Source organism: Streptomyces cadmiisoli (assembly GCF_003261055.1).
Taxonomy (GTDB): domain Bacteria; phylum Actinomycetota; class Actinomycetes; order Streptomycetales; family Streptomycetaceae; genus Streptomyces; species Streptomyces cadmiisoli.
On sequence record NZ_CP030073.1, the window covers coordinates 5,602,409 to 5,624,073 of the forward strand.

Sequence of the window (21,665 nt, forward strand, 5' to 3'; positions counted from 1 at the left end):
TCGGCGGGCCACCCCCCATTGTCCCGCGCCCGCGCAAGAGGGCCCGGTCGTCCGCCGCGAGCGGCTCACGGCGTCCAGGGCACGCGGTGTTCGGCCAGGTGAGCGAGGACCGCGTGGTTCGCCTCCCACCCGTCCGGGAACTTCACCACCGTGCCCAGCTGGACCGGCTCCGTCGACGGGTAGTCGTCCAGCAGTTCGCCCACGCCCGCCCGGCACACCACGATGCACGCGTGCCGGTGGCGGGAGGCGAGGACGCACAGCCGGCCGGTCTCCAGATGGAAGGCGGTGGCGTCGGGGCGGCCGGAGAGGGGGTGCAGGACCACCGTCACGTCGTACTCCCGGCCCTGGAGCCGGTTCGCGGTGTCCACCGTGACGCCCGTGACACCCAGCTCGGCCAGGGCCGCCCGCACCGCCGCGGCCTGGTCCCGGTGCGCCGTCCCGACGGCGATCCGGTCCGCGCCCAGCGGTGTGGGAGCGGGCGAGCGCTCCGCCGTCGCCAGCCCGCCCCGGTCGAGCAGCCGCCGTACGACCGTGGCCACCGCCCGCACCGCCTCCGGATCGGTGCGCGGGGTGCAGCCGGCGGGCAGTTCCAGCAGGCCCCAGCCCGACCGGGCCGCCTCGTCGATCACCCGGTCCGGTCCGGAGCCGTCCGAGGCGACGCCGAAGGCCAGCCGCCGGTCGCCGTCGTCCGTACCGCTGCGGAACGGCGTGAACGGATAGAAGGCGTCCGAGACCAGCGGCGCCGCCGAGGCGGGCAGCCGCCAGGACACCGGAAGCCGGTGCTGGGGCAGTTCGGGGTTGTGCGCGAGCAGGGTGCTCACCGCGGACGCCGACGGGTCGTACGACAGGCCCGCCCACTGCTCGCTGCCCACGATCGCGAACGGGTCCAGCTGGCCCGGGTCGCCCACGAACAGTGCCCGTTCGAAGAGGCCGGCCACCGCCAGCAGGGCGTCGGAGCGCATCTGGTACGCCTCGTCGACGATGGCGTGCCGCCACGGCTCGTCCGTCTTGACGTGCGCCCACTTGGCGGCCGTCGAGACGACCACCGGCAGGCCGGCCAGATCCGCCGCCTTCGCCGACTTGCGTACGTTCGACAGGGGGTCGAGCGCCTTGTCGTACGGGTCGGTGTCGCTGCTGTGCAGACGGCCCACCGGCAGCTCGGCGTTCTTCTCGGCGAGCCGCAGCACCAGGTCGTCCACCTGGGCGTTGGTCTGCGCGATCACCATCAGGGGGTGACCGGCGTCGGCGAGTTCGAGTGCCGCGCGCACCACGAGCGTGGACTTGCCGGCGCCGGGCGGGGAGTCCACCACGACACCACGGTGCGGGCCGTGCAGGGTGTCGCGGAGGATCGCGTCGGTGGCCCGCGTCGCGGCCGTACCGGGATCGAGGGCGGTCGGCGTTGTCACAGGACGTCCTCCTCGGTCACCTGGTCGGCGGGCTCCGGGGCGGTCCGCTCGCCGGGCGGCCCGCCGTGCGTCCACGGGGTCTGCTCCGGGTCGGGCAGCTTGGCGCCGCCCCGCTGCTCGTGCTCGAACAGGGTGAAGCACAGCCGGTCGCCCTTCTCCGGCACGGACCCGGCCTCGGGCTCCTTGCCGCGCCCCATCTTGTCGACGATGCGGAGCACCACGAGAACAGCGCCGTCACCGCGGGCGTCCCTGCTGTCACCGCGGTCCTCGCCCTTGTCGTCGTGCGGGTCGCCGTGCACGGCGTCCTCCAGGCCCACGAACTCGGCCGCCTGCGGTTTGCCGCCCAGCGACCGGTACACCTTGACCCCCTCGGACAGGTACGGCCGGTCGTCCGTGCGGACCGTGACCAGTGGGCGCGGGCTCGGCCGCCTGCCCTCCGCGTACGCCATGACGACCTCGGTGACCTCGCCCGAGAACGCCTCACCGGACAGCCGCCGCCCGGCCATCACCAGCGGGTCGTCCAGTGCCTCCTGCGCCTCCAGCCGCGCCTGTTCGCGCTCGCGGGCGGCGAGTTTGTTCGCGGCGGTCACCGCGTCGTCGAGGCGCGGCTGCGGGGGTTCACCGGCCACGACGCGGTCCCGGTGGCCGGTGAACGACCAGCGGTCGCGCGTCCACCTCTCCTCGACGCGCGCCCCCTCCGGCAGCGCCCGCAGCAGGTCGAGCCCCTGCCACACCGAGTCCCAGGTGGGCCGGGTGACCCGCTCGACCAGGGCGCGGATCTCCCGCTCGGCGGCGGTGAGGTCGCCGAGCCGGTCGTCCGCCGCCATGCCGTCCTCGGCGGCGGCGAGTGCGGTGCGCGCGCGGTCGTAGCGCTCGATGGCCGGGGCGAGGAGCTTGTTGTCGAAGGCCGGGTCGGTGGCCGGGCCCGCCGGCGGGCACCGGAGCTGGCCCCGCTCGTCCCGCAGCAGTTCGGCCCGCAGCGCGGCCTCGGCGCCCGAGCTGCCCTCCGGCGGGTCGATCCAGGCGAGCAGCGCGCCGAGGTGCTGGTCCTCCAGGCTGGACTGGCCGGTGGCCCAGTGCCGGCCGAGCACCTCGGTCAGGGCCAGCAGCAGCGAGGAGCCCGGGACCCGGGCCCGCTCCCCGAAATGGGTCAGCCAGCGGCCGAGCAGCGGCACCCGGGGCGGGGCGGGGTGCGGTGTCTCCGGGTCCTGCTCCGCCGTGCGGCGAAAGCGCATCGAACGTCCGAGCAGCCGGACGAGGTCGACGCCCGCACGGCTCGGCACGATCAACTGCGGGGCCTGCGCGCACAGCTCGACCTCGACCTTGACCCGCTTGCCGGTCTCCGGGTCGGTCTCGGTGCGCTCGGCCGGTTCGACCTGCTCGGCGTGGGCCTCGACGTACGGCAGGACGAGATCGGCCAGCTCGGCCAGGAACGCGAACCGCAGGTCGCGGTCGCGGGGCTGCGGGACGACCAGCAGGCGCGGCGCCGTGCGGTCGGTGCCGACCAGCGCGCCGAGCGGGGCGCCGGCCTCACCGGCCGTGGTCAGCGGCACGAGCACCAGCGGGCGCTCCGACAGATACCGGTGGCGGACGGTGGCGGTGGGCTGGGCGAGGCCGGTGTCGACGGCCTCCAGCCGGGCCAGGTAGGAGATCAGCGACACGGGGCGGCCTCCGCGGGCTCGGGGATCGTCCCGAACCCGGGGTGGTCGGCGCCGGGTGGACCGGGACGTCCGGCCAGTGCCTCGGCGCGCAGCCGGGCGGCGCGGCGCAGCGCCGCCACCGCCGGGTCCCGCGGATCCCCGGCCTCGCCGCGGGCCGCCGCGAGGACGTCCCCGACGGTCGCCAGGTCGCCCAGCTCGGCACGGATCGAGCGGCCGAGGGAGGTCACCGCGCCGGCGGCGCGGGAGCGGGCGCGGCAGTGGAACGCCAGCTCGCACGCCGACAGGCATTCGGGCGCGTACGTCGCCGGCACCGACTCGACCGCCGCCGTCAGCTCCGCCGCCGGCAGCTCGGGAGAGAAGCAGGTGCCCTGCGGGAGCGTGTCGGCGATGTCCTGGATACGGGTGAGACGGGTCAGCTGGCGGCGGGTGACCGCGCGCTGCCTGCGCACGTCGACGGCGGACGCGGTGGGCAGGTTGGAGAAGTCCTTCGGGCACACGAGCAGGATCCGGTGCCGCACGGGCGGCGCCGGGTGGAGCCGGGCGGCGACCTCCTCCAGCGCCAGCACGTACACCGCGGCCTGGCGGGCCGCCGCGCCGACCTTCGCCGGGTCCGCCGAACCGTCCAGCATCGGGAACGACTTGATCTCCACGACCGTCCAGCTGCCGTCCGGGTGCACGACCACCGCGTCCGGCTCGAGGAACGCGGGGGAACCGGCGACGTCCAGCGCGAGCATCGGATGGTCCAGCAGGGTCCAGCCGCCGGCCTCGACCGCCTCGCGCAGCGCCAGCGCGGTGCGGGCGGCGCGGCCCTCCGGGCCGACCGCGGACAGCTCCGGCACCCGCGCGTGATCGGGTGACGCGGCGCCGGGGTCCAGCTTCTCGTGGGCCAGCCGCAGCAGCTCCGTGCCGCCGTCCGCCTTGACCCGGCTCTCGAAGGCGTTGCCGCGGGTGAAGGCGAACTGGGACTGTCCGAACACCGACGGCGAGCCCAGGGCACCGGCCAGTGCCGCCTTGTTCACCCCTGCGCCGTCCAGGATGGCGCGGCGCCGGCAGCCGGGGTTGGCGGCCAGGGCCGCGAGGGCGCGTGCGTCGAGTGCCTTGGCCGGTACGTCGGGGCCGCGCAGCTCAGCGAGCTGCTGCCGGAGCGCCGCCCCCCGTGTCCGCGGGGGCGGCACCCGGCTCGGCTCCGGGTCCGAACCGTGACTCGCGCTGCCGTGGAATTCGCTCACCCGCCGAAGTCTGGCATCCGCCACTGACAACTGGGGCGCGTGAGGCACGAGATCCCGCCCCCGCGCCCGGCGCGGGAGACGCGGAATCCCCGGCGGAGGCGGGCACGGGCGGACCGGGATCCGTGACGGAGGCGGGCGCGGGGGAGGCGGAGTCCGTGACGGGGGCGGGCGCGGGGGAGGCGGAGTCCGTGACGGAGGCGGGCGCGGGGGAGGCGGAGTCCGAGGTGGGCGCGGATGCGGCGCCCGCCGGGGCGGGGAGCCGGGTGACCGCCCACGTCCGGGCCCGGTTCGCGGCACGCATCACGTACGGCGTGAGCAGCAGCCCGGCGCCCATGACGACGCCGCCCGCGACGGCGTCGAGGAAGTAGTGGTTCGCGGTGCCCATCACCACGATCGTCGTGATCAGCGGATAGAGCACGGCCGCGACCCGGGCCGTGCGGGTCCCCCCGTACCGCCACAGGATCACTCCGCACCACAGGGCCCAGCCGACGTGCAGGCTCGGCATGGCGGCGTACTGGTTGGTCATGCCGCCGAGGCCCCGCGGCGCGCTCGCCTCCCCGGCCCACCAGCCGTACGAGCTGTACTGCGCCATGGTGTCCACGAAGCCGTGACCGGGCGAGAGCAGCCGGGGCGGGCAGGTCGGCATCAGCGTGAAGCCGACCAGGCCTATGAAGGTCGAGGTCATCAGCCAGGTGCGGGCCGCGCGGTAGCGCACCGTGCGGCTCCGGAACAGCCAGATCAGCAGGGCGGGGGTGACCAGGTAGTGCAGCGACGCGTACCAGAAGTCGGCGGGCACGCCTATCCACGCCTCGCGGGTGAACAGGCGGTTCAGCGGATGCTCGGCGTTGATACGCAGGTACTTCTCGACGCGCAGGATCGCCAGACCGTGATCGACCGCGCTGTTGACGTCGCCCCGGGCGAGGAGCCGGCCCGCCGAGTAGCAGGCGTACACGAGCAGGATCAGGGGAAGCTCGGTCCACCAGCGCAACCGGGGTTCCGGGGCCACCTCGATGCCCGGTTTCTCGGCGTGCATCCGATCGCCCTCCCCCTTCTCGTCGCGTGGCGCTCTCGCCGGGTGGGTCGGTCGCCCCACCCTACGGTGCACGGGCCGACGCCCGGAGGGGCGTCTCCCGGCCCTGATAGACGCCGAGATCGCCCCCCGGGTTGCGCCCGGACGGGGTGCGCGATGATGGAGTGGTTCCGCCGTTGATTTCTCCCGGAAGGTTCCTTCTCGTCATGGCACCGCGCATCCTGCTGGCCCGGCACGGACAGACGGAATGGTCACTGTCCGGCAAGCACACCGGCAGGACCGACGTACCCCTGCTCGACGAGGGGCGGCGCGGCGCGAAGCTGCTCGGCGAGCGGTTGCACCAGGCACCCCACGACGGACTGCCCGGGGTCGAGGTCCGCACCAGCCCGCTGGTACGCGCGCGTGAGACCTGCGAACTCGCCGGGTTCGGCACCCGCGCGCGTGCGTGGGACGCGCTCCTGGAGTGGGACTACGGCGCCTACGAGGGCATGACCCCCGACGAGATCCAGGCCGTCCGCCCCGGCTGGCTGATCTGGCGCGACGGTGTGCCCGAGGGGGAGACCCTCGCCGAGGTGACCGCCCGCGCGGACGAGGTCGTCGCCTGGGCGCGGTCGCAGGACCGCGACGTCCTGGTCTTCGCCCACGGTCACATCCTGCGGTCGATCGGTGCGCGCTGGCTGGGTCTGCCGCTGGACTTCGCCGCCCGGATCCGGCTGAACCCGACCTCGCTGTCGGTGCTGGGCTGGGCCTACGGGGAGCCCGCCGTCGAGAGCTGGAACGATCTGGGGCACCTGGCGGGCTAGCGGCCGGCGTCGCCGGGCCCGCTCGTCACACGGGGCGCGGTGACGAGGCGTGCCGCTCCAGGAACTCCGAGACGCCGGAGGCCCGGCGGTGCGGCAGCAGCACCCGCGCCGTTCCCGCCAGCATCGCCTGAATCCGGGACGACTGGACGACGTCCAGCAGATCCAGCACCTGCGTCCCGGCGGCCGCCGCCTCGTCCGGCCGCCCGCCGCGCGCGAGGTCGTCCGCGAGTTCGGCGGTGTACAGCGCGATGTTCCGGCTGAAGTGCGGATCCTGCAGATGGGCGGCCCGGCGCGCGTGCCGGGCCGCGCGCGGCCAGTCGCCCAGCGTCGACCAGCACTGCGCCTCCAGGCCCTCCAGTTCGGCCTCGCCGTAGAACGACATCCACTCGGGGTCGGCGTCCGAGGGGCCTCGTTCGTAGAGGGCCTTCGCCCGGGTGAGCGCCTGGGCGCAGCCGGTGCGGTCGGCGAGCCCCGCCCAGCCGCCCGCCTCGCGCAGCGCGAGCAGGGACATCAGCCGGGGCGAGCCCAGCGGACGCGCGATGCGCTGCGCCGCCTGCGCGGCCCGCACCGCCTCACGCGGACGGCCGGCGTCCCGCGCGAGGAACGCGGTGTTGCAGAAGGCGTGCGCCTCCAGCGCCGCGTCCGCGGTCATCCGGGCGGTGGCGAGCGCCTCCGCGTAGTGCGAGCGGGCGTCGTCGAACCGGCCCGAGTCGTGCGCCAGCCATCCCACGGAGATCGCCAGTTCACCGGCACCCGTGTGCAGCCGGTCGACCGTGGCCTGCCGGGTCGCACCGGCGTCCAGAAGCGCGTACGCGGCGCGCAGCGGGGCCGCCGCACGCCGGTAGAGGCCGTCCGCGCCGTGCCGGTCGTCGAGCAGCCGGATCCTGCGGACCGCTTCTTCGAGGGCACCCGCCTCGCCCGACCCGACCCGGCGCACGGGGCGCTCCGAGGCGGAGGCGGAGGCGAGCCCGATGGGGCTCAGCGAGGCGGCGGCCACCGTGGCGCCGCCGCTGGTCATGAATGCGCGACGCAGCACGTCGCTCTCCTCGTAGTTGATGTGCGTGTCGTACGGGTCCTGCGTGTCATACGGCTCACAGTCCCCTTGCGTCTCACCGGTGGTGAGGGCCGGGCTCGACGTGGCCTCGGAGGGCGGGGCGTCCGGGGTGCGTGCCCCGCGTCCGCGTACGGACGAACGGGGCGCGAACCCGAGGTCGGTGAGCGTGCGTCCGGGAAACATGTGCAGGAACACCCGCTCGTAGGCGTAGTTGGGGCAGCGGATCTCCCCCGCCTCGACCCGGCCGATGTAGCGCGCGTCACAGCTGACCCGCTCGCCGATCTCACGGGCGGCCCGCCGTACGGCCGCCGCGAATTCGGCAGGCGAACGCCCGCCGCGCAGGCGCCGGAAGGCGAGGTTGGGCCGTGGCGGCCGGTCGGGCTGAGACGAGGTCACCGTTGACGACGTCATGGCCGGGTCCTCTCGTGCGAACCGTCGAACCATGCCGGAGCCGGGGTGAGTTGACTGAGCCGTCAGTCCGGTGCCCCTGATCTCCGGCGGGGAAGAACGTACCTGCTGTGACGGGTCCGCCACGCAGGGTTTAGCTACAAACCGGATATCTCATACGGGATCTGCCATGAACTGCCATCCTTTGCGGCGCACTTCCGCCGTAGCCGTTGACGCCGCCGGACGTTGAATCCGTCGGACCGGGAGGCGCCCGACTCCCGACCCGCTCGTTCAAGGAGGGGTTCCGTGGTGGAGGCCGGGATGGAGACCAGCCAGAGCATCGACCCTCGTACGCCGCTGCCGGCGTGCGACCTCGTGACGGTTCCGGCCCGGCAGGGGCTGGAAGCGGTCGACATCCTCCGGCGCGGCGAGGCCGAAGCGGTCGGACCCGTCCTGCACGACGACGGCGGCGGCACCCTCGGCTTCGTGGTGCCGGCGGGGACGGCGGCCGGGTGGGACGTGCCGGGCAGCACGTGCACCCGCACCGACGGACGAGGACTGCGCCTGGCCCCCGAGCCGCCGGCCGACGCGCCGGAGGCGGTGGGGTCGGAGTGGCTGCTGCCGCCCGGTGAGGCGGAACTGGCCACGGACCCGGCGGTGCTGCGGCGGGCCCTGGGCGAGGCGGCACGGATGATCGAGGCGGCGGACAGCTGCCGCTGACCCCGCCCACGGACCCGTTCCCTCGACTCAGCGCCGACCCCGGCCACGGACCGGCCGCGGGCCCCGCCCACCGACCGAGCGCGGACGACCCGAGCGCGGACCCGAGCACGGACCCCGTCCATCGACCGAGCGCGGGCCGCGCCCCCCGACCGGCCGCTGTTCCGGCCCGCTCGCCCACGCCGCTCGCCCGCTGATCCCGCCCGGTCCCCGGCCCCCCGTCACCCGCCGACCCCGGTCGCCCCGCGACCCCGGTCAGCCACTGACCCCGCCCAGCCCCCCACAGCGTCCGTCCGCCCCCTCCCCGCCCGCCCGTGATCACGTCGCCGGCGGCGTCCGTCGGGCAGGGCGCGCGCGGGAGCGGTGGGCTTGCGAAAATGGCCGGGTGGGAAAGACCAGGAACGCCCGGCGAGCGCAGGCCGCCCTCGAAGCCGTCGTCGAGACCGTCGACGGCGGGCTCGCCCAGCTGATACCCGACCGGGACCGGGCGCGCGCCTGGACGCTGCTGATCGACGGGGCGCCGCAGTCGCACGTCGATCTCGACGACCCGGCGTACCTGTCCTTCGAGTACCAGCGGCGCTTCGGCCATGTCGTCGACCTCGCCGCCCCGCCCGGCAGACCCATCCAGGCGGTGCACCTCGGCGGCGGCGCCCTCACCCTCGCCCGCTACGTCGCGGCCACCCGCCCCCGCTCCACCCAGCAGGTCGTCGAACGGGACGGGCCCCTCGTCCAACTGGTACGCCGTGAGCTGCCCTTGGCCCCGAACGCCCGTATCCGGGTGCGGTCCATCGACGCCCGCGAAGGCATCGGCAAGATCCCGGACGGCTGGGCCGACCTGGTCGTCGTCGACGTGTTCAGCGGCGCCCGCACCCCCGCCCACCTGACCTCGACGGAGTTCCTCGACGAGGTGCGCCGGGCGCTCAGGCCGGGCGGTCTGTACGCCGCCAACCTCGCCGACGGCCCGCCGCTCGCCCACCTGCGCGGCCAGATCGCCACGGCCGCCGCCCGGTTCGCCGAACTCGCGCTGCTCGCCGACCCGGCCGTACTGCGCGGCAAGCGGTTCGGCAACGCGGTCCTCGTCGCCGGCGACCTTCCCCTGCCGCTCGCCGAGCTGACCCGGCGGGCGGCCTCGGACCCGCACCCCGGCCGGGTCGAGCACGGCCGGGCACTCATCGACTTCACCGGGGGAGCGGTACCGGTCTCGGACGCGGACGCGGTCGCCTCACCCGCGCCGCCCGCGTCGGTGTTCCGCTGAGCCGCAGCCGGCCGCCTCAGTACGTGCCGACGTCCACCCGCGGCGGCCCGTCGTGCCAGGTGCAGAACACCGTCACCCGGTCCGCGCCCGAGCCGAACTCCACCCGGATCCAGGTCTCCGTCTTCCACACCTGCATCGACCAGCCGGCGTCCGGGGTGGCCGACACCAGCGTCGCGGACGTCGCGCCGAGGTCGAAGACCACCCGGCCGCCCTCGGTGGCGTAGCTCTTGATCACACCCGAGGCGGACACGGAGGGCGCGGGGCTCGGAGGCGTGGAGCGGGCCGAGGCGGACGGCTTCGGGGGCGGTTCCCGCGTGGCCGACGGGGACGGGGACGGAGAGGACCGCGGCGGGCGGGTGCTCGCCGACGTGGACCGCGGCTCGGGCTCCGGCGGTCCGTCCGCGACGACCGGCAGGGCACGCGGCGGGTCGTACGCCGTGCCCGCCATCACCGAGTGGACACCCCACCACGACAGCGTGGTCGCCGCGCCCGTGGCGAGCGACCAGGCCAGTACGTGCACTACTCCTCTGAGCATCGCGGGCCATACTGCCGCACCCGAGTCACCCGCGTCCCACGGGTCGCACAGGCGTGGGCTTTTCCACACGCGCGGGACGTCCCGCGGCGCCGAGCCGCCCCGCCCGGCGCTTCCGTCGAGCGGCGGCGCCGGCACCGGCCCCATGGCGTACGGTGCGGCGCATGGCAAGTGTGCTCGTGGTCGAGGACGACCAGTTCGTGCGCTCGGCGCTGATCCGGCATCTGACCGACGCCTCGCACACCGTGCGCAGCGTCGGCACGGCACTGGAGGCGCTGCGCGAGGTCGCCCACTTCCGCTTCGACGTGGTCGTCCTGGACCTCGGACTGCCGGACCTGGACGGCTCCGAGGCGCTGAAGATGCTGCGCGGCATCACCGACGTACCGGTCATCATCGCCACCGCCCGGGACGACGAGACGGAGGTCGTCCGGCTGCTGAACGCCGGTGCGGACGACTACCTGACCAAGCCGTTCTCCGTCGAGCACCTGTCCGCGCGGATCGCCGCCGTGCTGCGCCGCTCCCGCGCGGCCGCCGGCGAGGCCCCGCCGGCCCCGGTGCTCCGGGTCGGCGGGCTGACGGTCGATCCGCTGCGCCGCCAGGCCGAACTGGACGGCGTACGGCTCGACCTGACCCGGCGCGAGTTCGACCTGCTGGCCTTCCTCGCCGGCCGGCCCGGCGTCGTCGTAGCGCGCCGGGAACTGCTCGCCGAGGTGTGGCAGCAGTCGTACGGTGACGACCAGACCATCGACGTCCATCTGTCCTGGCTGCGGCGCAAGTTGGGGGAGACGGCGGCCCGGCCGCGCTATCTGCACACCCTGCGGGGCGTCGGCGTGAAACTGGAACCACCGGGAGGGGAGCCGGCGCGATGAGATGGGCACTGGTCAAGGTCTCGCTGGCGGTCACCGCCATGGTCGTGGTCGCCTTCGCGGTGCCGCTCGGGCTGGTCATCAGGGAGATGGCCCGCGACCGTGCCTTCTCCGACGCCGAACGGGACGCGGCGGAGATCGCCCCGGCGCTGTCCATCACCACCGACCGCGCCCAGCTCGAACGGGTCGTCGCCTCCGCGGGCCCGACCGCCGGGATGGCGGTGCACATCCCGGGCGGCGACGGCTCGCGGGCCGTGCAGATCGGCCGGCAGCGCGCCGCCGACGCGGACATCGCCGCCACCCGTGAGGCCGGCCGCGCCGCCACGGCCGAGGTGCCCGACGGCTCCGCCCTGCTCCAGCCGGTCGCGCTGAGCTCCGGCCGGATCGCCGTCGTCGAGGTGTTCATCCCCGACACCGCGGTCGCCAAGGGGGTCGGCACGGCCTGGGCGGTACTGGCCGGCGTCGGCCTCGCGCTGATCGTCGGCTCGGTCGCGGTCGCCGACCGGCTGGGTGCGCGGATGGTGCGCCCGGCGCAGCGCCTGGTCGACGGCGCGCGCGAGCTGGGCGAGGGCAGACTGGGCGCCCGGGTGCCCGAGAACGGGCCGCGGGAACTGCGGCTGGCAGCGGTGGCGTTCAACTCGATGGCCGACCAGGTGGTCCAGCTGCTCGCCAACGAACGCGAACTGGCGGCGGACCTGTCGCACCGGCTCCGCACCCCGCTGACCGTGCTGCGGCTGAACGCCGCGTCACTGGGCGACGGCCCGGCCGCCGAGCAGACCCGTGCCGCGGTGGCCCAGCTGGAGCGGGAGGTCGACACCATCATCCGCACCGCCCGCGACGCCAGGCCGCAGACCGCCGCCGCCGGTCCGGGCGCCGGCTGCGACGCGGCCGAAGTCGTCCGGGAGCGGATGGAGTTCTGGTCGGCGCTGGCCGAGGACGAGGGCCGCAAGGTGCGTACGGCCGGTGTGGACCGGCCGGTGCGTATCCCCGTCGCCCGCGCCGACCTGGCCGCGGCGCTCGACGCGCTGCTCGGCAACGTCTTCCGGCACACCTCGGAGGGCACCGCCTTCGCGGTCGACGTGCACAACGGCGAGGACGCGGTGATCGTGCTCGTGTCCGACGCGGGGCCCGGCATCCCCGACCCCGAGTCGGCGATGGCACGCGGACGCGGCTCCGGCAGCGACGGCTCGACCGGGCTCGGGCTGGACATCGTGCGGCGGCTCGCGGAGTCGACCGGCGGTGACGTGCGCATCGGCTCCTCGGTGCTCGGCGGCACCGAGGTGCGGATCTGGATCCAGCTCGACGGGCGGCGGACGGCACCGCGCGGGCGCGGTCATCGCGGGTCCGTCAGACGCCGCCGGCCCGGCCGGGTGCGCTCCGTCATCAACCGCTCCCGCCCGCTGCGCTGAGCGGACGGCTGCCGCGCCGTCCGGTCCGGACGAACGGCCCCGCGCGAGGACGTTCGCGGATCGTCGGCTGACGCGGACGGGGAAGAGAGGAGCGGGGCGCGGCGCCCCCCTCGGCGTCGCGCCCCGCCCCGGTCCTTGGGCCGGCCGGCCCTATACGTCCGGGACCGGGGGCAGCACCCCGTTCCGGGCCGCCTGCGCGTACCACAGCGCGCTCGACTTGGGCGTCCGTTCGAGGGTCGTGTAGTCGACGTGGACCGCGCCGAAGCGCTTGGCGTAGCCGTACGCCCACTCGAAGTTGTCCATCAGCGACCACAGGTAGTAGCCGCGCACGTCGGCGCCGTCGGTGAGGGCGCGGCGGACGGCGGACAGATGGCCGTGCAGGTAGGCGATGCGCTCCGGGTCGTGGACGCGGCCGTCGGGGTCGGGCTTGTCGTCGTAGGCCGCGCCGTTCTCGGTGACGTACAGCGGCACACCCGGCGCCTCCCGGGAGTAGCGCATGATCAGCTCGTGCAGGCCGGTCGGGTCGATCGTCCAGCCCATCTCGGTGCGCTCGCCCGGCATCCGGTGGAACGCCACGTCGTCGGCGCCGGGCCACGGGGAGTGCTCGCTGGCACCGTGGCCGTCCGCCCGCGGTCCGCTCACCGGGGTGCGGGCGGCCGAGACCAGCGTCGGCGTGTAGTAGTTGAGGCCGAGCGCGTCCAGCCGCCGGCCGATCGCGCCCAGGTCGCCGTCCTCGACGTACGACCAGTCGCTGACCGACGCCGTCGCGGCGAACAGGGTCTCCGGGTAGGCGCCGTGCAGCATCGGTCCGTGGAAGATCCCGTTGGCGAGGTCGTCGATCCTGCGGACCGCCGCCAGATCGGCCGGATCCTGGGAAACGGGCCGCACCACCGCGGAGTTGAGGGACACCCCCACCGTGTTGCGGGCCGGCATCACCGAGCGCAGCGCCGAGACACCGAGGCCGTGCGCCAGATTCAGGTGGTGCGCGGCGCGCAGCGTGGCCGCCGGTTCCGTACGGCCGGGGGCGTGCACCCCGGACCCGTAGCCGAGGAACGCGCTGCACCACGGCTCGTTGAGGGTGATCCACTGATCGACCCGGTCGCCCAGCGCCTCACCGACGAGCCTCGCGTACTCCGCGAAGCGGTACGCCGTCTCCCGCTCCGGCCAGCCGCCCGCGTCCTCCAGTTCCTGCGGCAGGTCCCAGTGGTAGAGCGTGACCGCCGGCCGGATGCCGTGCGCGAGCAGTTCGTCGACCAGCCGCCGGTAGAAGTCCAGGCCGACCTGGACGGCCGGGCCCCGGCCGGTCGGCTGCACCCGCGACCAGGAGACCGAGAAGCGGTAGGCGTTCAGGCCCAGCTCGGCCATCAGCGCCACGTCCTCGCGGTAGCGGTGGAAGTGGTCGACAGCGATGTCACCGGTGTCACCGCCGGCCGTCCTGCCGGGTGTGTGGCTGAACGTGTCCCAGATCGAGGGGGTGCGGCCGCCCTCCCGCACCGCTCCCTCGATCTGGTACGCGGAGGTGGCCGCCCCCCAGAGGAAGGCGGGGGGAAACGTCACGGAGGTCTCCGGGGTCACCGGGGTCATGGGCTCAGGCATGGAAGCGCTCCCAAGGGGGGTCGTCAGGACCGGAGAGGAGGGGAACGGGCAACGGATCGGACAGGTGCAGAAGCGATGGCGACCGGGGCAACCCTGGTGACCAGGGCCGCAGGGCCGACGGTGGCGCCGGAGCGGCCAAGGGCGACCGGGGTACGGGGGAGAAGGGAGCCGAGGCGGCATCGACCCGGCCCCCGTCGTGCGTCTTCCGTCGTGTGTCCCCGGTCGTGCGTCCCCGGCGTCAGCCCTTGACCGCGCCCTGCATGATGCCGCCGACGATCTGCTTGCCGAAGATCGCGAAGACGAGCAGCAGCGGAAGCGTGCCGAGCAGCGCACCGGCCATGATGAGCGACTGGTCGGGGGTGTAGCCGCGGCCCAGACCGGCGACCGCCACCTGCACGGTCGGGTTCCCCGTCTGGGTCAGCACCAGGAACGGCCACAGGAAGTCGTTCCACGTCTGGACGAACATCAGCATGCCCAGGACCGCCATCGCGGGCCGGGCGGCCGGGAACACGATGTGCCACACCACACGCCAGCTGCCCGCGCCGTCCACCCGGGCCGCCTCGATCAGCTCGTCGGGCAGGGCCTGGAGCAGGTACTGGCGCATGAAGAACACACCGAACGCGCTCACGAGCGACGGCAGGATCACCGCCTGCAGCTGGTCGGTCCAGTCGAGTTCGGCGACCATCATGTACAGCGGGATCACGCTCAGCTGCGGTGGCACCATCATCGTGCCGATCACGATCAGCATCAGGGCGTTGCGGCCCTTGAAGCGCAGTTTGGCGAAGGCGAAACCGGCGACCGTCGACAGCACCACGATGGTCAGGGCCGAGATGCCCGCCACGATGGTGGTGTTGAGGAAGGCCTCGCCCAGATTGGCGTCCGACCAGGCGATGTCCAGGTTGTCCATCAGGTTCGAGCCGAACCAGAACGGCGGCGGGGTCTCGGCGAGCCGGTTGTTGTCGCGCGAGGCGGCGATCGCCGTCCACACCAGCGGGAACAGCGAACCGATCGCGAACAGGGCGAGGATGACGTACGCGACGGGTCCCGCGTGCAGGGTGCCGCCCGCCCGTGCCGCCTTCGGCCGCCGGGGCCGCTCGGTCTCCTGGGCCGGGGGTTCGGTCAGTGTCGTCGTCACGGCCGGTTCTCCTTAACCACTGGCGCGCAGCCGGCGCGAGATGACGTAGTTGACGATGCCGATCACGATGAGGATCAGGAACATCGTCCAGGCGATGGCGGAGGCACGGCCCAGATGCTGGTTGACCCAGCCCTGCTCGTAGAGGTAGAGACCGAGCGTCTGGAACTGGTGCTGGCTGCCGCCCGAGGCACCCTTGTTCGCGTCGAACAGCAGCGGCTCACCGAACAGCTGCGAGGCGCCGATGGTCGACACGACGACGGTGAACAGGATCGTCGGCCGCAGCGCGGGCAGCGTCACATGGAAGAACTGCTGCCAGCGGTTGGCCCCGTCCAGCGCCGCGGACTCGTACAGGTCCTGCGGGATCGCCTGCATGGCGGCCAGGTAGATCAGCGCGTTGTAGCCGGTCCAGCGCCAGATGACGATCGTCGACACGGCGATCTGCGAGGGCCACTTGTCGTTCTGCCAGTCGATGTTGTCGATGCCGACGGCGCCCAGCGCCCAGTTGATCATGCCGTAGTCCCGGCCGAACAGCAGCACGAAGACCAGCGAGGCGGCGGCGATCGAGGTCGCGTACGGAGCGAGCATCGCGACCCGGTAGAAGGTGGAGGCGCGCAGCCGGTAGTTGAGGATGTGGGCGAGCCCCAGCGCCATCAGCAGCTGCGGGACGGTGGAGATGACGCCGATGGTGAGGGTGTTGCGCGCCGCGTTCCAGAAGAAGTCGTCGTCGAAGATCCGGGTGTAGTTGCGCAGGCCCACCCAGTTCATGTCGGTGGGCGCGGTCAGCTCCACCTGGTGCAGTGAGGCCCAGCCCGTGTAGACCAGCGGGAACAGGCCGAAAGCGAGGAACAGCAGGAAGAACGGCGAGACGAAGGCGTACGGACTCCATCGCACGTCCCGCTGCCAGCGGCGGGACAGCCGCGCCCGGCGCCGCTGCTCCCGCTCGGTCTCCGGTGCGCCGGCCGGCGGGCGGCCCGGGGCCGCGCCCCCCTTCGCGGGGGACGCGGCGGCGGTGTCGTGCCCAGTGGTCATACGGGTCACTGGTCCAGGTTGTTGTCGATGGTCTTCACGGCCGTCTCCCAGGCCTCCTCGGCCGACTTGCCCTGGGTGACGAGGACCACGCCGTTGTCGGTGAGGCCCTGCTGGATGATCTGGTCCTTCGGGCCGATCACCTGCACGGGGCTGCTCTTGGCCGCCTCGGCGAAGATCTCGCCGATCGGGGCGTCACCGGTCATGTCGTTCTTGGCTCCGGTGACGGCGGGCATCTCGTAGGCGCCCGGGGTGCTGGGGAAGCTGCCCTGCACCTCGAACAGCTTGGCCTGCTGCTCGGGCGCGGTCAGCCAGGCGGCCAGCTTCGCGGCCTCGTCGGTGTTCTTGCCGGACTTGGGCACGGCCAGGAAGGAACCGCCCCAGTTGCCGGACTTGGGGGCGGCGGCCACGTCCCACTTGCCGGCCGACTCCGGCTTCGACTTGCCCTTGATGTAGCCGAGCATCCACGGCGGGCAGGACATCGCGGCGAACTTGCTGTTGGCGATCGTGGTGTCCCAGGCGGGCTGGAACTGGGTCTGGTTGCCGACCAGTCCGTCCTCGGCGGCGGCGGCGGCGGTCAGGTCGAAGGCGGCCTTCACGGCCGGGTTCGTCTTGTAGATGACCTCGCCGGAGGAGTCGTAGAACCGCTCCGTCTCGCTGCTCAGGATCGCCTGGATCAGACCGCCGGGCGAGTCCATGAAGGTGGTGCCCTTAGGGGCGTTCTTCTGGTAGTCGCGGCCGACGTCGACCAGCTTCTCCCAGTCACCGGACCACAGTTCGGCGACCTTTGCGCGGTCCGTGGGCAGACCCGCCGCCTCGAACAGGTCCTTGCGGTAGCAGATGGCCATCGGGCCGACGTCGGTGCCGAGACCGATGGTCTGGCCGTCGGCGGTCGTGGCCTGCTTCCACTTCCACTCCAGGTAGTCGCTCTCCTTGCCGTGCTTCGACAGGTCGAGCAGCTTCGCGGCCTGGGTCTTCGCCACCTCGGCGATGTTGCCGACCTCGACGGCCTGGATGTCCATCAGACCGCTGTCGGTGGTGAGGTGGTTGACGAGCGCCGGGTAGTAGTTCTCGTTGCGCTCGACGACGTTCTCTTTGATCGTGATGTCCGGGTTGAGCTTCATGTACTCGTCGTAGAGGCCGGCCTCCTTGAAGCCCATCGTCCCGAAGAGCCCCAGGGTGATCGTGGTCTTGCCGCTCCCGCCGTCCGACGAGTTCGAGTCGCTGTCGCCGTCGTCGGCACAGCCGGCCAGCAGCCCCGCGCCCAGCGTCGCGACGGCCGCCAGGACCACCGCCTTACGTGCTCGCATTGCGTCCTCCTGTTGCCCTGACGTGCCGACCCCCCGGCCAACTGCATGGTTGGGCCCGTAACTTGCTTTCGCTGCGGCTCGGGCGGGGAACGTGCGGGATGTGTATGTGTCAGGTACTGTGGGAGCGCTCCCACCTGTGATGCGTTGAAGAGTCGTCGGTTCCGGCAGGGGTGTCAAGGGCGCGCACAGGGCGAAATGCCTTCAGTTATCGGGCCGTTAACTGGAATCCGCACCTCCGAAAACCCCGGCGCGGGCGACCGGTTCCGGGCCCCGGAGCGGCCGCGGCGCGGGCCGTCCGGACCCCGGGACGGCGGCTCCCGGACCAGGGTCACCGCACTCCAGGCGACTGTTACATTCCAGGCCAACGTGATGAACGGCAGCGGAAGGCGGAGCCCATGGCAAGCCACGGAGCGCGGAGCCGGAGCGGTGGCCGGCCGACCCTGGAGGAGGTCGCCGCGCGCGCCGGCGTGGGCCGCGGCACGGTCTCCCGGGTGATCAACGGCTCGCCCCGGGTCAGCGACGCCACCCGCGCGGCGGTGGAGGCGGCGGTCGCCGAGCTCGGTTACGTCCCGAACACCGCTGCCCGCGCCCTGGCCGCGAACCGCACGGACGCGATCGCCCTCGTCGTGCCGGAGCCGGAGACGCGGTTCTTCGCGGAGCCGTACTTCTCGGACATGCTGCGCGGTGTCGGCGCCGAGCTGTCCGACACGGAGATGCAGCTGCTGCTGATCTTCGCGGGCAGCGCCCGGGAGCGGCAGCGGCTCGCCCAGTACCTGGCGGCGCACCGGGTGGACGGTGTGCTGCTGGTCTCCGTGCACGCCGACGACCCCCTGCCCGACCTGCTGGCCCAGTTGGAGATCCCGGCGGTGATCAGCGGACCGAGATCGGCGGCCGAGACCCTGACCTCGGTGGACTCCGACAACTACGGCGGCGCCCGGTCGGCGGTCGAGCACCTGCTGGCCAGGGGCCGCCGCCGGATCGCCCACATCACCGGGCGGCTGGACGTCTACGGCGCCCAGCGGCGCATCGACGGCTACCGCGACGCGCTGCGCGGCGCGGGGTACCCCGTGGACGAACAATTGATCGAACCGGGTGACTTCACGGAGGAGGGCGGCCGCCGGGCCATGACCGAGCTGCTGGCCCGCCGCCCCGACCTGGACGCGGTCTTCGCCGCCTCGGACGTCACCGCGGCCGGCGCCCGCCGGATCCTGCGCGAGGCGGGCCGCCGCACCCCCGAGGACGTCGCGCTGGTCGGCTACGACGACTCCGCCATAGCCCGCCACATGGATCCGCAGCTGACCAGCGTCCGCCAGCCGATCGAGGAGATGGGCCGCCGGATGATCGATCTGCTCCTGGCGGAGATCGCCGACCGCCGTCCGGCCGCCTCCCGGAGTCTGCAGCGACGGCACGTGGTCCTCGCGACGGAACTGGTGGAGCGGGAGTCGTCCTAGCGCCGGGCCGGGGCATCGCCTCGCCGTGCGAGAGGGCGGCCCGGGCGTGCGCCGCCTGAGTCAGGCAGCCGGGGCGGACGGCCGGGTCGGGGGGCCGACGCGGCGGGCCGTGCGTAAGATCCGCGCGTGGCACTCACCTTTGAAGAACTTGTGGCGATGCAGCGCGCCGCGGACGAGGCGCATACGAGGGTCCTGGACCTGCGGGAGACCTACGGTCCGCCGACCCACCAGGAGGGCGGCTGGACCGGGACGCAGAAGGGGACGTACGAGACGGCGTGGCGGGCCTGGCGGGACCTGGACCGCGATCTCCAGGCCTCCGTCGCGGAGTACGCGAAGGAGGCGGGGCGGGCCCGGCCGGAGGTCGAGGCGGAGCTGCGGAAGATCCTTCCGGATCCCGAATCGGGCCGGGGAACGACCGAGGGCTGACCCCTTTTCAGGGATCAGCCCTCGGCCCTCAAGGGTGAGTGACGGGACTCGAACCCGCGGCATCCTGGACCACAACCAGGTGCTCTACCAGCTGAGCTACACCCACCATGACCGGTGCTTCTCACAGGGTTTCCCCGACCGGCCGAGAAAAAGTGTACAGGGTCCGAAGGGGTGCTCGCGCCCGGCTTTCCCGGGGCCCCCGCGGCGGGCCCCGGTGGCGCCTCACCCGGCGGGCAGGACGTGCTTGGCGGCGATCGTCCGGGCCGTGTCCGAGTCGGGGCCGGGCTGGGGGACGAAGACGGCCTCGCGGTAGTAGCGCAGTTCCGCGATGGACTCGCGGATGTCGGCGAGCGCGCGATGGTTGCCGTTCTTCTCCGGGCTGTTGAAGTACGCCCGCGGGTACCAGCGCCGGGCCAGCTCCTTGATGCTGGACACGTCGACGATCCGGTAGTGCAGGTAGTCCTCCAGGGTCGGCATGTCGCGCAGCAGGAAGCCGCGGTCGGTGCCGACGGAGTTGCCGCACAGCGGGGCCTTGCCCGGCTCCTTGACATGTTCGCGTACGTACGCCAGGACCTGCTCCTCGGCGTCCGCGAGGGTCGTGCCGCCCGGCAGCTCGTCGAGCAGTCCGGAGGCGGTGTGCATCTGACGCACCACTTCGGGCATCGTCTCCAGCGCGGAGTCCGGCGGACGGATGACGATGTCGACGCCTTCGCCGAGCACGTTGAGTTCGGAGTCGGTGACGAGGGCGGCCACCTCGATGAGCGCGTCGTCGGACAGCGAGAGGCCGGTCATCTCGCAGTCGATCCACACCATGCGATCGTTCATGCGACCACCCTAAAGCCGACGTCCATGTATGAGGTGCCCCGTGACGGCCCCGGGATCATCGGGAACCGGCGCCGCGGGGCCCGTCCGGCCCGGCAGGCCGGGTCCTGAGGCGCCTGAGACATGCGTCGGGGGTCACGGGGCGGCAGCCGCCCCGTGACCCCCGTCACATGATCACATCCCGCCGCGCTGTCCCGGCAGGCCGGCCCGTGCGTAGGCCTCCCTGACGTGGTCCGGCGCCAGGGACGCCGGGGAGCCGAGCGCGCCGGCCGCGGCACGGCGGCTCTGCAGCGGGACCGGGGACTCCGGGTGGAGGGGAGACGGTGGTCCCGACTGGTGCGGCGGTCCGGTCATCGACGCGGGCGGGCTCGTCGGCCCGTCGGCGTCCGACGAGCGGTCCGACTGAGGCCTGCGGGCGCGGTACGCGGCCCGGTAGGCGGCCGGGGACGAGCCCAGCTGCCTGCGGAAATGGCCACGCAGGGCGACCGGCGAGCGGAAGCCGCAGCGGCCGGCCACCTCGTCGACCGAGTAGTCCGACGTCTCCAGCAGGCGCTGGGCCTGAAGGACACGCTGGGTGATCAGCCACTGCAACGGCGCGCTGCCCGTGAGTGAGCGGAACCGGCGGTCGAAGGTGCGCCGGCTCATGTACGCGCGCGCGGCCAGGGTCTCCACGTCGAACTGCTCGTGGAGGTGTTCCAGCGCCCAGGCGACGACCTCGGCGAGCGGGTCGGCGCCGATCTCCTCGGGTAAAGACCGATCGAGATAGCGCTCCTGACCGCCGCTGCGGCGCGGCGGGACCACCAGCCGGCGGGCCAGCGCCCCCGCCGCTTCGTTGCCGTGGTCCGTCCGCACGATGTGCAGACACAGGTCGATCCCGGCGGCCGTGCCCGCGGAGGTCAGCACGTCACCGTCGTCCACGAACAGCTCGCGCGGGTCGACATGGACGGACGGATAGCGCTTGGCCAGGGTCGGCGCGTACATCCAGTGCGTCGTCGCCGGGCGGCCGTCCAGCAGGCCGGCCGCGGCCAGTACGAACGCGCCGGTGCACAGCCCGACGATGCGAGCGCCTTCCTCATGGGCCCGGCGCAGCGCGTCGAGCGCGTCGTCCGGCGGTGGTGAAGTGATCGAACGCCAGGCCGGCACGACGACCGTGCCCGCCCTGGCGATGGCCTCCAGGCCATGCGGCGCGGTGAGTTCCAGGCCCCCTGTGGTCCGCAGCGGGCCGTCCTCGCCGCCGCACACCAGCAGGCGGTAGCGCGGCACGCCGGCGTCCTGGCGGTCGATCCCGAACACCGACAGCGGTATGGAACTCTCGAAGATGGGGCCGCCGCTGAACAGCAGCACCGCGACGATCTCCTTGCGGCGTCGCCCGGAGAGTTTCCGGGCCGCGGCGTCCGGCGCGGCAGTGGAGTCGTGGCTCATACTGCTAAGCCCCCCTCGGTGGTCGCGGCTCCTCGGTTGTGTCGCTCCTGCACGTTTCCCCTCGGTCCTGCACGAGTCCCCCGCCGTAGACAGTCAAGATCGAATCTACTGTGTTCCGCCGTACCGAC

The 21,665-nt window shown here is 73.4% G+C and carries 19 protein-coding genes and 1 tRNA gene; 7 read left to right on the forward strand and 13 right to left on the reverse strand.

The window, feature by feature from the left end; all coding sequences use genetic code 11:
- Positions 1–65: 65 nt before the first annotated feature.
- The 4 genes from DN051_RS24495 to DN051_RS24510 are packed head-to-tail and all read right to left on the reverse strand — an operon-like array spanning position 66 to position 5,329.
- On the reverse strand, positions 66–1,406 hold the full coding sequence (locus DN051_RS24495) for an AAA family ATPase (protein ID WP_053763018.1): 1,341 nt from the start codon (positions 1,404–1,406) through the stop codon (positions 66–68).
- Complete coding sequence (locus DN051_RS24500) at positions 1,403–3,067, reverse strand: hypothetical protein (RefSeq protein ID WP_112439510.1); 1,665 nt, start codon at positions 3,065–3,067, stop codon at positions 1,403–1,405. The genes DN051_RS24495 and DN051_RS24500 overlap by 4 nt, the downstream gene beginning before the upstream one ends.
- The gene (locus DN051_RS24505; RefSeq protein WP_246041126.1) at positions 3,058–4,242 is read right to left on the reverse strand and encodes a hypothetical protein; all 1,185 of its coding nucleotides are present in this window, start codon (positions 4,240–4,242) and stop codon (positions 3,058–3,060) included. The genes DN051_RS24500 and DN051_RS24505 overlap by 10 nt, the downstream gene beginning before the upstream one ends.
- Positions 4,193–5,329: a phosphatase PAP2 family protein gene (locus tag DN051_RS24510; RefSeq protein WP_112439511.1), complete on the reverse strand. Its 1,137-nt coding sequence runs from the start codon at positions 5,327–5,329 to the stop codon at positions 4,193–4,195. Before DN051_RS24510 ends, DN051_RS24505 begins: the two co-directional genes overlap by 50 nt.
- Positions 5,330–5,532: 203 nt before the next feature.
- Between DN051_RS24510 and DN051_RS24515 the strand changes: the two genes are divergently transcribed.
- Positions 5,533–6,129, forward strand: a complete 597-nt coding sequence (locus DN051_RS24515; protein ID WP_053763022.1) for a histidine phosphatase family protein — start codon at positions 5,533–5,535, stop codon at positions 6,127–6,129.
- Between the two features lie 25 nt (positions 6,130–6,154).
- Here the strand turns inward: DN051_RS24515 and DN051_RS24520 are convergent, their stop codons facing one another.
- Positions 6,155–7,594 (reverse strand): NsdA family TPR-like regulatory protein, encoded by a 1,440-nt coding sequence (locus DN051_RS24520; protein WP_053763023.1) that lies wholly within the window; start codon positions 7,592–7,594, stop codon positions 6,155–6,157.
- A 297-nt stretch (positions 7,595–7,891) separates the two neighbouring features.
- Between DN051_RS24520 and DN051_RS24525 the strand changes: the two genes are divergently transcribed.
- A complete protein-coding gene (locus tag DN051_RS24525; protein ID WP_053763163.1) occupies positions 7,892–8,290 on the forward strand; it encodes a hypothetical protein in 399 nt (132 codons plus the stop codon).
- A gap of 382 nt (positions 8,291–8,672) precedes the next feature.
- A complete protein-coding gene (locus DN051_RS24530; RefSeq protein WP_112439512.1) occupies positions 8,673–9,542 on the forward strand; it encodes a spermidine synthase in 870 nt (289 codons plus the stop codon).
- A 16-nt stretch (positions 9,543–9,558) separates the two neighbouring features.
- On the opposite strand, the gene DN051_RS24535 is transcribed toward DN051_RS24530, so the two are convergent.
- Positions 9,559–10,077, reverse strand: a complete 519-nt coding sequence (locus DN051_RS24535) for a hypothetical protein (protein ID WP_112439513.1) — start codon at positions 10,075–10,077, stop codon at positions 9,559–9,561.
- Positions 10,078–10,238: 161 nt separating this feature from the next.
- On the opposite strand from DN051_RS24535, the gene DN051_RS24540 reads away from it, so the two are divergent.
- Both DN051_RS24540 and DN051_RS24545 read left to right on the forward strand, forming a co-directional pair.
- Positions 10,239–10,943, forward strand: coding sequence for a response regulator transcription factor (locus DN051_RS24540; RefSeq protein WP_053763026.1), 705 nt, complete (start codon positions 10,239–10,241; stop codon positions 10,941–10,943).
- The gene (locus DN051_RS24545; RefSeq protein ID WP_053763027.1) at positions 10,940–12,349 is read left to right on the forward strand and encodes a sensor histidine kinase; all 1,410 of its coding nucleotides are present in this window, start codon (positions 10,940–10,942) and stop codon (positions 12,347–12,349) included. The genes DN051_RS24540 and DN051_RS24545 overlap by 4 nt, the downstream gene beginning before the upstream one ends.
- Positions 12,350–12,499: 150 nt before the next feature.
- On the opposite strand, the gene DN051_RS24550 is transcribed toward DN051_RS24545, so the two are convergent.
- From DN051_RS24550 to DN051_RS24565, 4 genes are all read right to left on the reverse strand, one after another.
- On the reverse strand, positions 12,500–13,945 hold the full coding sequence (locus tag DN051_RS24550; RefSeq protein WP_112439514.1) for a GH1 family beta-glucosidase: 1,446 nt from the start codon (positions 13,943–13,945) through the stop codon (positions 12,500–12,502).
- Between the two features lie 238 nt (positions 13,946–14,183).
- Complete coding sequence (locus DN051_RS24555) at positions 14,184–15,080, reverse strand: carbohydrate ABC transporter permease (protein WP_112439515.1); 897 nt, start codon at positions 15,078–15,080, stop codon at positions 14,184–14,186.
- Between the two features lie 12 nt (positions 15,081–15,092).
- On the reverse strand, positions 15,093–16,109 hold the full coding sequence (locus tag DN051_RS24560; protein WP_053763030.1) for a carbohydrate ABC transporter permease: 1,017 nt from the start codon (positions 16,107–16,109) through the stop codon (positions 15,093–15,095).
- Between the two features lie 5 nt (positions 16,110–16,114).
- Positions 16,115–17,416: an ABC transporter substrate-binding protein gene (locus DN051_RS24565; protein ID WP_112439516.1), complete on the reverse strand. Its 1,302-nt coding sequence runs from the start codon at positions 17,414–17,416 to the stop codon at positions 16,115–16,117.
- 395 nt (positions 17,417–17,811) lie between these two features.
- Here DN051_RS24565 and DN051_RS24570 point away from each other — a divergent pair, with 395 nt between their 5' ends.
- Together DN051_RS24570 and DN051_RS24575 are read left to right on the forward strand one after the other, a co-directional pair.
- Entirely contained in the window at positions 17,812–18,867 is a 1,056-nt protein-coding gene (locus DN051_RS24570; RefSeq protein WP_053763032.1) for a LacI family DNA-binding transcriptional regulator, read from the forward strand.
- Positions 18,868–18,993: 126 nt separating this feature from the next.
- Positions 18,994–19,293 (forward strand): hypothetical protein, encoded by a 300-nt coding sequence (locus DN051_RS24575; protein WP_053763033.1) that lies wholly within the window; start codon positions 18,994–18,996, stop codon positions 19,291–19,293.
- A 33-nt stretch (positions 19,294–19,326) separates the two neighbouring features.
- Here DN051_RS24575 and DN051_RS24580 read toward each other — a convergent pair.
- The 3 genes from DN051_RS24580 to DN051_RS24590 form a co-directional block, all read right to left on the reverse strand.
- Positions 19,327–19,399 (reverse strand) — tRNA-His (locus tag DN051_RS24580).
- Between the two features lie 116 nt (positions 19,400–19,515).
- Positions 19,516–20,118, reverse strand: a complete 603-nt coding sequence (gene orn / locus DN051_RS24585; protein ID WP_053763034.1) for an oligoribonuclease — start codon at positions 20,116–20,118, stop codon at positions 19,516–19,518.
- A gap of 171 nt (positions 20,119–20,289) precedes the next feature.
- Entirely contained in the window at positions 20,290–21,537 is a 1,248-nt protein-coding gene (locus DN051_RS24590; protein ID WP_053763035.1) for a GlxA family transcriptional regulator, read from the reverse strand.
- Positions 21,538–21,665 lie beyond the last annotated feature (128 nt).

What these genes read in the sequence shown, in the direction of transcription:
- DN051_RS24510 (WP_112439511.1), bottom strand. Translation starts at nt 5,329, where the DNA reads ATGCACGCCGAGAAACCGGGCATCGAGGTGGCCCCGGAACCCCGGTTG.
- DN051_RS24515 (WP_053763022.1), top strand. Translation starts at nt 5,533, where the DNA reads ATGGCACCGCGCATCCTGCTGGCCCGGCACGGACAGACGGAATGGTCA.
- DN051_RS24520 (WP_053763023.1), bottom strand. Translation starts at nt 7,594, where the DNA reads ATGACGTCGTCAACGGTGACCTCGTCTCAGCCCGACCGGCCGCCACGG.
- DN051_RS24525 (WP_053763163.1), top strand. Translation starts at nt 7,892, where the DNA reads ATGGAGACCAGCCAGAGCATCGACCCTCGTACGCCGCTGCCGGCGTGC.
- DN051_RS24535 (WP_112439513.1), bottom strand. Translation starts at nt 10,077, where the DNA reads ATGCTCAGAGGAGTAGTGCACGTACTGGCCTGGTCGCTCGCCACGGGC.
- DN051_RS24540 (WP_053763026.1), top strand. Translation starts at nt 10,239, where the DNA reads ATGGCAAGTGTGCTCGTGGTCGAGGACGACCAGTTCGTGCGCTCGGCG.
- DN051_RS24545 (WP_053763027.1), top strand. Translation starts at nt 10,940, where the DNA reads ATGAGATGGGCACTGGTCAAGGTCTCGCTGGCGGTCACCGCCATGGTC.
- DN051_RS24550 (WP_112439514.1), bottom strand. Translation starts at nt 13,945, where the DNA reads ATGCCTGAGCCCATGACCCCGGTGACCCCGGAGACCTCCGTGACGTTT.
- DN051_RS24560 (WP_053763030.1), bottom strand. Translation starts at nt 16,109, where the DNA reads ATGACCACTGGGCACGACACCGCCGCCGCGTCCCCCGCGAAGGGGGGC.
- DN051_RS24565 (WP_112439516.1), bottom strand. Translation starts at nt 17,416, where the DNA reads ATGCGAGCACGTAAGGCGGTGGTCCTGGCGGCCGTCGCGACGCTGGGC.
- DN051_RS24570 (WP_053763032.1), top strand. Translation starts at nt 17,812, where the DNA reads ATGGCAAGCCACGGAGCGCGGAGCCGGAGCGGTGGCCGGCCGACCCTG.
- orn (WP_053763034.1), bottom strand. Translation starts at nt 20,118, where the DNA reads ATGAACGATCGCATGGTGTGGATCGACTGCGAGATGACCGGCCTCTCG.
- DN051_RS24590 (WP_053763035.1), bottom strand. Translation starts at nt 21,537, where the DNA reads ATGAGCCACGACTCCACTGCCGCGCCGGACGCCGCGGCCCGGAAACTC.